A 13,530-nucleotide genomic window follows, 5' to 3' on the forward strand; every position below is an offset into this window, starting at 1 on the left:
CGGGTAGGGTCTATCCGCATGAAGAAGCGAATCGGTGTGATGGGTGGGACGTTCGATCCCGTCCACCACGGCCACCTCGTCGCGGCCAGCGAGGTGGCGCACCTTTTCCGGCTGGACGAGGTGGTCTTTGTGCCCACCGGCCAGCCCTGGCAGAAGAGCGCGCAGAAGGTGTCGGCGGCCGAGGACCGCTACCTGATGACGGTGATCGCCACCGCGTCGAACCCGCAGTTCTCGGTCAGCCGCAGTGACATCGACCGCGGCGGCCGCACCTACACCATCGACACACTGCGCGATCTCCGGGCCGAGCATCCCGAGGCGGAACTGTTCTTCATCACCGGGGCGGACGCGCTGGCCCAGATCTTCTCCTGGCGCAAGGCCGAGGAGTTGTTCGCTCTCGCGCACTTCATCGGTGTCACCCGCCCCGGACACACCCTGTCCGATCCGGGCTTCCCGGCCGGCGGTGTCTCCCTGGTGGAGGTGCCCGCCCTGGCCATCTCCTCGACCGACTGCCGTCAACGGGTCGCCAAGGGCGAGCCGGTCTGGTATCTCGTGCCCGACGGCGTCGTGCGCTACATCGACAAACGCAGGCTGTACCGGCAAGTGATCAGCGGCTGATCGGCAACTGGAGGGGTCCCCAGTGAACGACTACCCCCGATGGCAATACGCCGAGGGAACACCCGAGCAGGGCGGTCAGGACCCTTACGGAGAGGACTCCTACGCACAGCAGGGCGACTACGCGCACGGCTACGGCACCACGTACGGGCAGCACGACCCGTACGCCCAGCACGACCCGTACGCCCAGCACCACACCGGTCAGCAGCAGGCCTACCAGCCGCAGCAGGGCTACCCGAGCCAGCAGGGCCAGCAGGGCTATCCCGAGCAGGGCGCGTACCAGGGCCACCCGAGCCAGCAGGGCTACCCCGCGCCGCAGTACCCCCCGCGGGAGCAGCAGCAGTACGGGCAGCCCGCCCAGGCGCAGCAAGCGCAGCAGACGCAGCAGTACCAGGGGTGGATCCCGCAGCAGCCGCAGTACCAGGACTCGTACCCCCCGCAGGAACCACAACGATACGAGCAGCAGGGCCAGCGGCCCCCGCAGGCGCCCGGGCAGGCCCCGCCGTCCCCGCGGCAACCCGCGCACGGGGAGCCCCCGGCCCCGCCCGCCGCGAACCGCGCCCCCTCCGGGGAAGCCGACTACCACACCGGCCAGTTCTCCTTCGTCGACGAGGAGAGCGAGGAGTCGGAAGAGGTCATCGACTGGCTGAAGTTCACCGAGTCCCGCACCGAGCGCCGCGAGGAGGCCAGGCGCCGCGGCCGCAACCGGGTGGTCGCCGCCGTCGTCGTCCTGGCGCTGGTCGCCGTCGGCGGCGTCGGGTACCTGTGGAAGGCCGGAAAGATCCCCGGCCTCGGTGGAGGGTCCGGGCCCGCGCAGCAGGCCGCGGGCGGCCAGAAGCGCGACGTCATCGTGCTGCACCTGCGCCCGGTCGGCAGCGACGAGAGCTCGACCGCGCTGCTGGTCAGCAACTCGACCACCAAGAAGGGCACCACCGTCCTGCTGCCGAACTCGCTCGCCGTCAGCAGCGACGACGGCGGCAGCACCACCCTCGGCAAGTCCGTCGTGGAGAACGGTTCCGCCCCCACGCGCGAGGCGCTCGAAGGGCTGCTCGGAACCAAGATCAGCGGCACCTGGCGGCTGGACACCCCTTACCTGGACAACCTCGTCGAGTCCCTCGGCGGCATCATCGTCGACACCGACGCCACGGTGAAGGCGGGCAAGAAGGAGGGCGGCAAGACCCTCGTCAAGCCCGGCAAGCAGCAGGAGCTCGGCGGCCAGGCCGCCGTCGCGTACGCCGTCCACCGCGGAGCCGGCGAGGGGCCGGACAAGCAGCTCGCCCGCTTCGGGCAGGTCGTCCAGGCCGTGCTGAAGAAGATGTACAGCGACCCCGACCTGGCGACCAAGACCGTCGAGGGGCTCAACCAGGTCATCGAGCCCCCGCTGACCGCGAAGGACCTCGGCAGCAGCCTCGCGGCGCTGTCCCAGGAGGCCAAGGGCGGCGACTACACCACCGCGACGCTGCCCGTGGAGCCGGACGGCACACTGAGCGAGAAGGCCACCGAGGACGTGGTGAAGAAGGTGCTCGGCGGCACCGTCACCAACGCCGAGTCCGACGGCATCCCCCGGGTCACCCTGCGCAACGCCACAGGCGTCGCCTCCAACGCCGGCGAGGCCCAGGCGCAGATCGTCGGCGGCGGCTACACCTTCGTCTCCGGCGCCACCGCGGACACCCGCGCCACCTCGCAGGTCCTGTACGCCGACGCCGCCCAGAAGGCGAACGCGGAGGAACTCGCCAAGACGCTGGGCCTCTCCGCCACTGCCGCCAAGAAGGGCCAGGTGGCCGCCAACGCCGACATCACGGTCGTCCTCGGCCAGGACTACAGCCCGCCCGCGAAGGGCTGACCAAGGGCAGCGGATAACCGGTCGGGGACCGAGGACGGTCCGTGAGACCCTGGACCTACGACGTCCCCGACCGGAAAGCCGCACCAGTGACCGCCACGGACCGCTCCATCGAGCTCATCCAGACCGCCGCCCAGGCGGCAGCCGACAAGCTCGCGCACGACATCATCGCCTATGACGTCAGCGACGTCCTCTCCATCACCGACGCGTTCCTGCTGGCCTCCGCGCCCAACGACCGCCAGGTGAAGGCCATCGTCGACGAGGTCGAGGAGCGGCTGCAGAAGGAGCTCGGCGTCAAGCCGGTGCGCCGCGAGGGCGAACGTGAGGGCCGCTGGGTCCTGCTCGACTACGTCGACATCGTGGTCCACGTCCAGCACGCGGAGGAGCGGGTCTTCTACGCGCTGGAGCGGCTGTGGAAGGACTGCCCCGAACTGGAGCTGCACGAGGACGCCGCCGCCACCCGCGGCAAGGGCGAGGAGCACGCGCGCGCCATCGAGGCCGCCGACGAGGGCGGGCTGAACTGAACGGGCACGTACGGGGTCGCGGCCGCCGCGTCGTCTTCTGGCGGCACGGCCAGACCTCCTGGAACCTCGAGGGCCGCTTCCAGGGCACCACGGACATCCCCCTGACCTCCACCGGTGTCGCCCAGGCCAAGCGTGCCGCACGGCTGCTGGCCGCGCTGCGACCGGACGCGATCGTCTCCTCCGACCTGCAGCGCGCCGCCGACACCGCCGCCGAGCTGGCCGCGGTCACGGGCCTGGACGTCTCGTACGACGAGGGGCTGCGGGAGACCTACGCGGGGGTCTGGCAGGGCCTGACCCACGAGGAGATCACCGAGCGGTACGGCGAGGAGTACGCGGCCTGGAAACGGGGCGAGCCCGTGCGGCGCGGCGGCGGCGAGCTGGAGACCGAGGTCGCTGAACGGGCCGCCCCCGTGGTGCTCGCCGCGGCCGACAAGCTGCCCGACGGCGGTGTGCTGGTGGTCGTCAGCCACGGCGGCGCCATCCGCACCACCATCGGCCGTCTGCTCGGTCTGGATCCGCGCAGCTGGGAGGCGCTCGGCGGGCTGTCCAACACCTGCTGGTCGATCCTCGGCGAGGGCGCCCGAGGCTGGCGGCTGCTGGAGCACAACGCCGGGACCCTTCCCGAGCCGGTGCTCGGCGACGACGACTGACGACGGCTGACGACGATTGACGGGGCCGGGGGGCCGGGTCGGGGCCGAAACCGCAGCCGATTTCAGGATTCCGGCCCTGACCGGCTAAGCTTCTTCTCGTTCGCCGGGCGGAAAGCCCGAGGACAGCGGGGCTATAGCTCAGTTGGTAGAGCGCTTGCATGGCATGCAAGAGGTCCGGGGTTCGAATCCCCGTAGCTCCACAGCGACACAGGATCCCGTCTCCCTCCCAGGGGAGGCGGGATTCGCGCGTTTCACCCGTTCCGTACGGCGCCCGCCCGCTGGTCCGCGGCGAGCACCGACAGCGGGCGGGCGTGCCGGGGGCAGCCCACCAGCGGGTCGTCCAGTTCCCGGAGCCGGGCCGTCAGCTCCCGGCTCTGATCGTCCGCCGGCGTGTAGACCACGATCCGGTGCTCCGGCATCGATTCGATCCCCAGTGAGGTCGACGTCACCCGGATGCTGCCGACCGAGGCGTGCCGGATCACCTTGATCCGCTGCTGGGGAGCCGCCACGTCGCCGCTCGCCCACATCCGCGCGAACCGGGGGCTTCGCCGCGCCAGCCGCTCGACGAACGACTCCCAGGCCGGCTCGCCCACATGCCGGCCGTACGAGGCGCGCAGTTGCGCGACCAGCCTGGGCAGCTCGTCCTCCCCGTCGGCGAAGGCCGAGCAGCACGTCGGTCCGGCGAACAGGTGCAGCAGCGCGTTGCGGTCGGCGCGGGAGGCGACGTGCACCTGGGGGAAGAGCAGGCGGTAACCGGCGTTGTAGGCCAGCACGTCGTAACGGGCGTTGTAGACCACCGCCGCGAGCGGGTCGACGGAGTCGACGATGCCCCGCACCTCGTCGCCCACCGCCTCGGCGTCGCAGACCGGCTCCTGGACGAAGGGCACGCCCGCCAGCCGGTACAGGTGCCCGCGTTCGGCCACGTCCAGCCGCAGGGTGCGCGCCACCGCGTCCAGCACCTGGACACTGGCGTTGATGGGCCGGCCCTGCTCCAGCCACGTGTACCAGGTCACCCCCACCCCGGCGAGCAGCGCGACCTCCTCCCGCCGCAGGCCCGGCGTACGGCGGCGCGGCCCGGGCGGCATGCCGACGTCCTCCGGCCGGATGCGCGCGCGGCGGCTGCGCAGGAAGGCGGCGAGCTCGTTGCGGCGCGGGGACGTGACGACGGCCATGCGCCCCATCCTGCGCCCGCCGGCGCAGTGCTGCCAGGTGCTGTCAGTACCAGCATCCAGGGGCTCTCGTTACCGGTAGCGGCCCGCCCGCAGCCTCGTTCCATGGCGAATCCCACCATTACCGCACGACGCGCCCCGGCCGGCCCTCCGGGCCGGCGCGGACCGCGGGCCGGACAGCTGCTCGGCGTCCTGTTGACCGGTCAGTTCATGGCCCTGCTCGACGTCTTCATCGTCAATGTGGCCGCACCCACCATCCGCACCGACCTGCACGCGTCCGGCGCCGGGCTGCAGATGGTCGTGGCCGGCTACACCATCTCCTATGCCGTCCTGCTCATCACCGGTGCCCGGGCCGGCGACCTGTGGGGCCACCGCAGGGCCTTCCTGGCCGGGCTCACCGTCTTCACCGCCGCCTCCCTGGCCTGCGGACTCGCGGGATCGACGGGGCAGTTGACCGCGTTCCGGCTGATCCAGGGGGCCGGGTCCGCGCTGATGATCCCGCAGGTGCTCAGCCTCATCCAGCGCAACTTCACCGGTGAGCGGCGGGTGCGCGCCCTCGGCGTCTACGCGGCGGTCCAGGCCACCGGCGCCGCGGCCGGGCAGTGCCTGGGCGGGCTGATCGTCAGCGCCGACCTCTTCGGCACGGGGTGGCGTCCGGCCTTCCTCGTGAACGTCCCCATCGGTCTCGTCCTGCTCGTCCTGGCCCCGCGGGCCGTTCCACGCGACGCGGAGCCCGCCGCCGGGCGCCGCCGCGGTCTCGACCTGCCCGGGCTGGTCACCCTCGGCGCGGCCGTGACCCTGCTCACCGTGCCCTTGGTGCTGGGGCAGGAGGAGGGCTGGCCGCTGTGGGGCTGGGTCTGCCTCGGCCTCAGCGCCGTGCTGTGCGCGGTCTTCGCCCTGCTGGAGGCGCGGCTCACCCGGCGCGGTGGTGCGCCGCTGGTCTCCGCGCGGGTCCTGCGGGCACCCGGCATGCTCCGTTCCGTCGCCGTCATCGGGGTCTCCATGGTCCTCATCGCCGGCCTGCTGTTCGCCATCGCGCTCCACCTGCAGAGCGGGCTCGGCCTCAGCGCCCTGTACACCGGGCTCACCTTCAGCGCGGTGGCCGTCTCCTTCGGCGGCACCGGCCTCGCCTGGCGCCGGCTGCCCCCGCGCGTCCTGCCGTGGCTCGCGCCGGGCGGACTCGCCGTGGCCGGGGTGTCCTTGGCGGCGATCGGCATGCTGCTGGGCGGGGGACAGCAGCATGAAGCGGCTCTCCTGGCAGCCCTGTTCGGCGTGGGTCTCGGCCTGGGGGCCTCCTTCAGCCCTACGTTGACGCTCGCCCTCGGCCAGGTCCGCCCCGAGGACGCCGCGGACGCCAGCGGGCTGCTGGCCACCGTCAGCCAGCTCGGCCAGCTGATCGGGGTCGCCACCTTCGGCACCCTGTTCCTGGGCCGGCTGACCGCCGGCCACTCCTCCGCGCACGCCGTCGCGGTCACCTCCGCCGCGCTGGCGGCCACCGCGGCGGCAGGCGTGCTCGTGGCCGCGATGCGGCGGCGGACGGCCTGAACGCCGCTCAGGCGGCCGCCTCGGAGGTGTCGCGCCCGGCGAGCGGGCCGCGCCGGGTGACGGCGACGGCGGCCGACAGGCACAGGAAAGCGGCCCCGGCGGCCGGATAGACCGCGGAGAGGGCCATCTGCCCCACGGACTGGTGGAGTTCGGGTCGTGCGACGCCGTCGCCGTGCGGGGTGAGCCAGAGGGCGTACGAGCAGAAGAGGAGGGCGGCCGCGGCCGCGCCCGCCCACCAGCGCGCGGGGCGGCTCGCCCGCAGGGCCCGGCCGGCCAGCAGGACGACCAGGGGGACCGCCCAGACCCAGTGGTGCGACCACGAGACGGGGCTGACCAGCAGCGCCGTGACGGCGCACGACAGGACGGCCCAGGCGGGCTCCCCGGCCGCCAGGTGCGCGGTGGCGACGGCCAGGCCGGCGACGGCCACCAGGGCGGCCGCGAGGAGCCACCACGCGCCGGGGTCGCCGGTGTGCAGGGCGCGGGCCAGGACGCCGCGCAGCGACTGGTTGGCGGTGTCCTCGCCGTTGCCGGCGCGGTCGGCGGAGACCACGACCTGCGTCCAGAAGCGCCGGGTGTCGCTTGGCAGGACGAGCGCGGAAAGGCCGATGGTCGCGGCAAAGGTGACGGAGGCCACAGCGGCCGTCCGCAGCCACGAGTTCCAGCGCTCGCGCCGCCGCCAGGCGACCACCGCCCCGCCGACCGCCAGGAAAACCACGAAGAGCAGCGGGGTCAGCTTGATCCCCGCCGCGACGCCGATGCCGACACCTGCGGCCCTGCTCCGGCGCCGGGTGAGGTCGCCCAGCACGAGCACCGCGAGCAGCAGATTGATCTGCCCGTACCGCAGTGTCGTCCAGACCGGCTCGCACCACACCGCGGCCGCCGCGACGCCCAACGCGGCGGCCGCCGGGGGCAGCCGCCGCGGCAGCCCGGCCAGCCGGAGCGACAGATGGGCCAGGACGACCAGCAGGCCCAGGTTGGCGGCGGTCGCCGCGATCCGGGCGGCACCCGGGCCGAGCAGGGTCAGGGACGTGAAGAGCAGCGCCGCGAACGGCGGGTAGGTGTTGGGCAGCTGAGCGTGGGTGACCCGCATCGCGTACAGGTCGCCCCCGTTGCGCACCGACCAGCCCTCGGCCCGGTAGACGGTGAGGTCGATCAGCGACACGTGCGCCGCGCGCTGGGCGGCCCAGAACGCCGCGAAGGACACCAGGCACACCAGAGCGGCCGTCACAGTGGCCCGCCGGACCCGGGGGCCGCGCGCCATGGTGTCGGCGATCGGCTGCGTCGCGGTCACTGCGGCTTCTCCAGTCTGTCTTCCGGCACGTGGGTCAGCCGACCCTACCGGGCGCCCCTGCGCGCACCTGCAGGAAGCGATTTGGCGAACCGGCCCGGGGGCCGTGTAATGTATCCCAGGTCGCCGGGGGAACCCGGGAGAACGGCACCGCGGGGCTATAGCTCAGTTGGTAGAGCGCTTGCATGGCATGCAAGAGGTCCGGGGTTCGAATCCCCGTAGCTCCACTTCCGCAGTGTGATGAGAGCCCGTCCGATCGGACGGGCTCTTTCGCGTTGCGCCGCGGCGGATCGGGTGCGTGGGCGGCGTGTGCTGTGGGCCCGGTCCTCACGATGGTGGGGCCCCGCGCGGCCGGGGTCAGTGGTGCCGCCCGTCCTCGACGCCCAGCGCGAGAGCGGGACAGGGGGCCCCCGCGCGCCGCGCTGCCGGGTCCAGGTGCGGAGGGACGGGCGTGCCGGCGATGTCGGGGTGGCCGGCGCCACCGTGACCGCGGTGGATCCCCTGGGTGAGCAGGCGTTGGCGTCGGTTCGCTCGGGCTGCGTCCAGGTCGCCTCCATCGCACTCCTGGGCGGCCGGACCCTCGCGTACCACGAGGACCGCCGGATCGGCGGCGCCTCCCGTCCGCGCCGGTCGTCGCGGGTGTCCACGCGCGGGCCCGCGCCGGGAGAACCTCGGTGCGGGTCCATCCCGCTCTGGGGTAACCTGAGCCCATGCGTGCCGTACGCCTTCTGCTTAGCAAGCCGCGCTGACCAGGTTCGATGTCAGCGCGGCGCCCCTCCTGTGCGAGGGGCTTTTTCGTTTCCGCAGTTCCGCAGTTCCCCAGTTCCGCGGCTCCGCGGTTCCACAGGCAGACGTCCGTACGGCGGCCGGGCCGCAGGCCGTCATGACAGCGATGGAGTACGAAGGACGATGAGCGAGACCACCCCCGCCGCGGAGGCGGCTGCGCCCCACCGCTACACGGCCGCCCTGGCCGCGGACATCGAGAGCCGCTGGCAGGACTTCTGGGAGCAGGAGCAGACCTTCGCCGCGCCCAATCCCACGGGTGACCTGGCCGGGGACGGCGAGCTGGTCAAGTCCAAGAAATTCATCATGGACATGTTCCCGTACCCCTCGGGTGCGGGACTGCACGTCGGCCACCCCCTGGGCTACATCGCCACCGACGTCTTCGCGCGCTTCCAGCGGATGACCGGGCACAACGTGCTGCACACCCTGGGCTTCGACGCCTTCGGCCTGCCCGCCGAGCAGTACGCGGTGCAGACCGGCACCCACCCGCGGGTGTCCACCGAGGCCAACATGGAGAACATGCGGGCCCAGCTGCGCCGGCTGGGTCTGGGCCACGACCCGCGCCGGTCCTTCGCCACGATCGACCCGGACTACTACAAGTGGACGCAGTGGATCTTCCTGCAGATCTTCAACTCCTGGTACGACGAGCAGGCCGACCGCGCCCGCCCGATCGCGGAGCTGGTCGAGCAGTTCGAGAAGGGTGAGCGGGCGACCCCGGACGGCCGCCCCTGGGCCGAGCTGACCCCGGCCGAGTGCGACGACGTGCTGGGCGGATACCGCCTGGCGTACGCCTCGGAGTCCCCGGTCAACTGGTGCCCCGGCCTCGGCACCGTGCTGGCCAACGAGGAGGTCACGGCCGACGGCCGCTCCGAGCGCGGGAACTTCCCCGTCTTCAAGGCCAAGCTGCGCCAGTGGATGATGCGCATCACCGCCTACGCGGACCGCCTGCTGACCGATCTGGACGCGCTGGACTGGCCCGAGGCGATCAAGCTGCAGCAGCGCAACTGGATCGGCCGCTCCGAGGGCGCCAAGGTCGACTTCGCGGTCGAGGTCCACGATGGCCGGGAGGCCACCCCGATCACCGTCTTCACCACCCGCCCGGACACCCTGTTCGGCGCCACCTACATGGTGCTGGCCCCCGAGCACCCGCTGGTCGACACCATGGTGCCGGCCACCTGGCCGGAGGGCACCAAGGACGCCTGGACCGGCGGCGCGGCCACTCCGGCCGAGGCCGTCGCGGAGTACCGCAAGCAGGCCCAGGCGAAGTCGGACGTCGAGCGGCAGACCGAGGGCAAGAACAAGACCGGCGTCTTCAGCGGCGCGTACGCGGTGAACCCGCTGACCGGGACCCGCATCCCCGTCTTCGTCGCCGACTACGTCCTGATGGGTTACGGCACCGGCGCCATCATGGCCGTCCCCGGCCAGGACGAGCGCGACTGGGAGTTCGCCACCGTCTTCGACCTGCCCATCGTCCGCACCGTCCAGCCGCCCGAGGGCTGGGAGGGCGAGGCCTACACCGGCCAGGGCCCGGCGATCAACTCCGCCAACGACGAGATCGACCTGAACGGCCTGGAGGTCGCCGACGCCAAGCGCAAGGTCATCGCGTACCTGGAGCAGCGCGGCATCGGCGAGGGAACCATCAACTACCGCCTGCGCGACTGGCTGTTCAGCCGCCAGCGGTACTGGGGCGAGCCCTTCCCGATCGTCTACGACGAGGACGGCGTGGCTCACCCCCTGCCCGAGTCGATGCTGCCGCTGGAGCTGCCGGAGGTCGAGGACTACTCCCCGCGCACCTTCGACCCGGACGACGCGGACACCGAGCCCGAGACCCCGCTGTCCCGCAACGACGAGTGGGTCCACGTCGAGCTGGACCTGGGCGACGGCCAGGGCGTGCGCCGCTACCGCCGCGAGACCAACACCATGCCCAACTGGGCTGGCTCCTGCTGGTACGAGCTGCGCTACCTGGACCCGCACAACGACCGCAAGCTGGTCGACCCCGAGATCGAGCGGTACTGGATGGGCCCGCGCGAGGGGCAGCCGCACGGCGGCGTCGACCTGTACGTCGGCGGTGCCGAGCACGCGGTGCTGCACCTGCTGTACGCGCGCTTCTGGTCCAAGGTGCTGTTCGACCTGGGGCACGTTTCGTCCGCGGAGCCGTTCCACAAGCTGTTCAACCAGGGCATGATCCAGGCCTACGTGTACCGGGACAGCCGCGGCTTCCCCGTCCCGGCGGCCGAGGTCGAGGAGAGGGACGGCGCCTTCTGGTACGGCGGCGAGCAGGTCAAGCGCGAGCTGGGCAAGATGGGCAAGTCCCTGAAGAACGCCGTCACCCCGGACGAGATCGCCGCCGAGTACGGCGCCGACACCCTGCGCCTGTACGAGATGGCGATGGGCCCGCTGGACGTCTCCCGCCCGTGGGACACCCGCGCCGTCGTCGGCCAGTACCGGCTGCTGCAACGGCTGTGGCGCAATGTCGTGGACGAGGCGACCGGCGAGGTCACGGTGACCGACGACGCGCCGGACGAGGAGACCCTGCGCGCCCTGCACAAGGCGATCGACGGTGTCCGCCAGGACTTGGAGGGTCTGCGTTTCAACACCGCGATCGCCAAGATCACGGAGCTGAACAACCACCTGACCAAGGCGGGCGGCCCGGTGTCGCGCTCGGTGGCCGAGTCCCTGGTCCTGCTGATCGCGCCGCTGGCCCCGCACATCGCCGAAGAGCTGTGGCGGCGGCTGGGGCACGAGCAGTCACTGGCGCACGAGGACCTGCCGGTGGCCGACCCGGCGTACGTGGTGGACGAGACCGTCACATGCGTCGTCCAGATCAAGGGCAAGATCAAGGCTCGCCTGGAGGTGTCGCCGACGATCTCCGACGCCGACCTGGAAGCCCAGGCCCTGGCCGACCCGGCGGTCGTGGCGGCGCTGGGCGGCGCGGGGGTCCGCAAGGTGATCGTGCGGGCGCCGAAGCTGGTGAACATCGTTCCCGCGTGACGGTGCGGCGGCGCGGTGGTGCGGTGGTGCGGCGGTGTGACGGTGCGGCGGTGTGACGGTGCGGCGGTGTGGCGGCGCGGTGGTGCGGCGGTGTGACGGCCTCGCGGTGCGGCGGCCTGGCGCAGGCGGCGTGGCGGACGGCTACCCGGTGGGCCGATTGCGGGACCGTGTGACGGCCTGACGCCGCTCCGCCCGCCGGGCCCGGGCGCGGTCGCCGACGGCGGTCCAGGGGCGGGCAGGGGTTCTCCCGGAACCCTCGCCCGCCCCCGTCCGTTTACGGTGGGCATACAGCTGATCCATGAGATGGGGCCGGTCGGACGGACCGGGACCGAGCTGTCAGAGGAGCCGCCGTGGATGTCGCCGTCGCCGTGATCCTTCTGCTCTTCGCCTCCCTCGTGACGCTCGGTGTCGTCGCCACGGTCAAGACCGTCCGGGCGGTCAAGCGGGGGGTGGAGCGCACCAGCATCGAGGCCCGTCGCGTCGTCGAGGAGACCGGTCTGAAGGCCCGCCGCTACAGCCGGCCCGGGCCGGCCGGCAAGCTCGCCGAGCTGCGCCTGGCGCTGCGTACGTCCGTCACGAGCACGGGGGAGGCGCTGGAGGGACAGGCCGCCGTCGACCCGTCGTTGAGTGAGGCCGTCGCCCTGCTCGGACGGCTGCGCGCCCACGCCCAGGAGCTCGACGCGGAGCTGAGGCTGCTCGAGCGCGAGCCCGACCGCGCCCGCATCGCCGCCCGGATCGGCGAACTCGAGGAGCGCACGCGGCGCATCACCCACTCCGCGGACTCGCTGCGCTGGGCCGCCCAGGACCGTGCCCGCCACTTCGCCGACGACGACCTCGCGGCCCTGGGCCGTGACATCGACCTGGAGGCAGGGGCCTTGCGGCACTGGGCGCCCGCGTCGCTCCCGGAGCCGGGTCCGGGCCCAGGGCCTGCCCCGGACGCGGCAGTGGAACCGAACATCCGGCCGGGGACGTGGCGCCGGCGGACCTCGGAGCCCGGTGCCGGGCAGCCGCCCAAGTCGTTGTGACGGGTCGCGCGCGGCGGGGACGCGTCACGGCCGCCACGGGCGCGGGGACGCACCCCCGGGTCGGGCTCGGCCGGGCCGTACTGTCGCCGGGCCTTTGGCGCGGGTAACCTCCCGCACATGTCGTCCCATGTCGCTATCGTCACCGATTCCACGGCCTACCTGCCGCAGGAGGCTTTGAGCCGGCACCGGATCACCGTGGTGCCCCTGACGGTGGTGATCGGCGACGAGGCGCTGGAAGAGGGCACCGAGGTGTCGGCGCCGGCGGTGGCCCGCGCCCTGCAACGACGCAAGCCCGTCACCACGTCACGGCCGAGCCCCGAGGAATTCGCCGCCGCCTACCGGGCGGTGGCCCAGTCGGGCGCCACCGAGATCGTCTCCCTGCACCTGTCGGCGGAGTTCTCCGGCACCTACGACGCCGCGCTGCTCGCGGGTGCGGACGCGCCGGTGCCGGTGCGCGTGGTGGACACCGCCATGGTCGCCATGGCCCTCGGGTTCCCGGTGCTCAGCGCCGCGGAGGCGGCGGAGGCGGGCGGTTCCGCGGACGAGATCGTGGCGGCCGCGGAGAAGCGCGCGTCGGACACGTCGGCGTACTTCTACGTGGACACCCTCGACTACCTGCGCCGGGGCGGCCGCATCGGCGCCGCCCAGGCGTTGCTCGGCTCGGCGCTCGCGGTGAAGCCGCTGCTGCAGCTGGACGAGGGTCGGATCCAGCTGCTGGAGAAGGTCCGCACGGCCTCCAAGGCCCTGGCGCGGCTGGAGGAGATCGTCGTCGAGCGGGCGGGTACCCGGCAGGTGGACATCGCCGTCCACCACCTGGCCGCCGCCGATCGCGCCTCCGCTCTCGCGGAGCGTCTGCGCGCGCGGGTCCCCGGGCTCAAGACCCTCATCGTCAGCGAGGTCGGCGCGGTGATCGGCGCCCACACGGGGCCTGGATTGCTGGGGGCGGTCGTCTCCCCGCTCTGACGTCTTTCGGGTGACGGAGATATCCACAACGGGCGAGTAGTCCACAGGACTTGGCCAAGATCATCTTGCGGACGGCGAACCTCCTACCGTCCCTGACATGGGATCGACGACCGCAACTCCGCGCCACCGCAGGCATCCGT

Annotated in this window: 10 protein-coding genes and 2 tRNA genes; 10 read left to right on the forward strand and 2 right to left on the reverse strand. The window is 72.6% G+C overall.

The genetic code is table 11. The annotated features are described in order from the left end of the window. Positions 1-18: 18 nt before the first annotated feature. From nadD to AC3ET4_RS14890, 5 genes are all read left to right on the forward strand, one after another. Positions 19-615 carry a nicotinate-nucleotide adenylyltransferase gene (gene nadD / locus AC3ET4_RS14870; RefSeq protein WP_431949284.1) on the forward strand — a complete coding sequence of 199 codons (597 nt, stop codon included), beginning with the start codon at positions 19-21 and terminating at the stop codon, positions 613-615. 22 nt (positions 616-637) lie between these two features. After that, the gene (locus tag AC3ET4_RS14875; protein WP_431949286.1) at positions 638-2,455 is read left to right on the forward strand and encodes an LCP family protein; all 1,818 of its coding nucleotides are present in this window, start codon (positions 638-640) and stop codon (positions 2,453-2,455) included. An 86-nt stretch (positions 2,456-2,541) separates the two neighbouring features. Further along, the gene (gene rsfS, locus AC3ET4_RS14880; protein WP_431949344.1) at positions 2,542-2,976 is read left to right on the forward strand and encodes a ribosome silencing factor; all 435 of its coding nucleotides are present in this window, start codon (positions 2,542-2,544) and stop codon (positions 2,974-2,976) included. Continuing rightward, positions 2,973-3,626 carry a histidine phosphatase family protein gene (locus AC3ET4_RS14885; protein WP_431949345.1) on the forward strand — a complete coding sequence of 218 codons (654 nt, stop codon included), beginning with the start codon at positions 2,973-2,975 and terminating at the stop codon, positions 3,624-3,626. Before rsfS ends, AC3ET4_RS14885 begins: the two co-directional genes overlap by 4 nt. Positions 3,627-3,753: 127 nt before the next feature. Next, a tRNA-Ala gene (locus tag AC3ET4_RS14890) sits at positions 3,754-3,826 on the forward strand. A gap of 51 nt (positions 3,827-3,877) precedes the next feature. On the opposite strand, the gene AC3ET4_RS14895 is transcribed toward AC3ET4_RS14890, so the two are convergent. Beyond that, on the reverse strand, positions 3,878-4,798 hold the full coding sequence (locus tag AC3ET4_RS14895) for a helix-turn-helix transcriptional regulator (protein ID WP_431949288.1): 921 nt from the start codon (positions 4,796-4,798) through the stop codon (positions 3,878-3,880). A 102-nt stretch (positions 4,799-4,900) separates the two neighbouring features. Between AC3ET4_RS14895 and AC3ET4_RS14900 the strand changes: the two genes are divergently transcribed. Beyond that, positions 4,901-6,340 (forward strand): MFS transporter, encoded by a 1,440-nt coding sequence (locus AC3ET4_RS14900; protein WP_431949290.1) that lies wholly within the window; start codon positions 4,901-4,903, stop codon positions 6,338-6,340. Between the two features lie 7 nt (positions 6,341-6,347). Here the strand turns inward: AC3ET4_RS14900 and AC3ET4_RS14905 are convergent, their stop codons facing one another. Beyond that, positions 6,348-7,631 carry a glycosyltransferase 87 family protein gene (locus AC3ET4_RS14905; protein WP_431949291.1) on the reverse strand — a complete coding sequence of 428 codons (1,284 nt, stop codon included), beginning with the start codon at positions 7,629-7,631 and terminating at the stop codon, positions 6,348-6,350. A 151-nt stretch (positions 7,632-7,782) separates the two neighbouring features. On the opposite strand from AC3ET4_RS14905, the gene AC3ET4_RS14910 reads away from it, so the two are divergent. The 4 genes from AC3ET4_RS14910 (at position 7,783) to AC3ET4_RS14925 (ending at position 13,390) form a co-directional block, all read left to right on the forward strand. Further along, a tRNA-Ala gene (locus tag AC3ET4_RS14910) sits at positions 7,783-7,855 on the forward strand. A gap of 682 nt (positions 7,856-8,537) precedes the next feature. Next, positions 8,538-11,402, forward strand: a complete 2,865-nt coding sequence (gene leuS / locus AC3ET4_RS14915) for a leucine--tRNA ligase (protein ID WP_431949293.1) — start codon at positions 8,538-8,540, stop codon at positions 11,400-11,402. A 350-nt stretch (positions 11,403-11,752) separates the two neighbouring features. Then, entirely contained in the window at positions 11,753-12,427 is a 675-nt protein-coding gene (locus AC3ET4_RS14920) for a hypothetical protein (protein WP_431949295.1), read from the forward strand. Positions 12,428-12,544: 117 nt separating this feature from the next. Beyond that, positions 12,545-13,390, forward strand: coding sequence for a DegV family protein (locus AC3ET4_RS14925; RefSeq protein WP_431949297.1), 846 nt, complete (start codon positions 12,545-12,547; stop codon positions 13,388-13,390). Positions 13,391-13,530: the final 140 nt, after the last annotated feature.

Source organism: Actinacidiphila sp. bgisy167 (assembly GCF_057707665.1).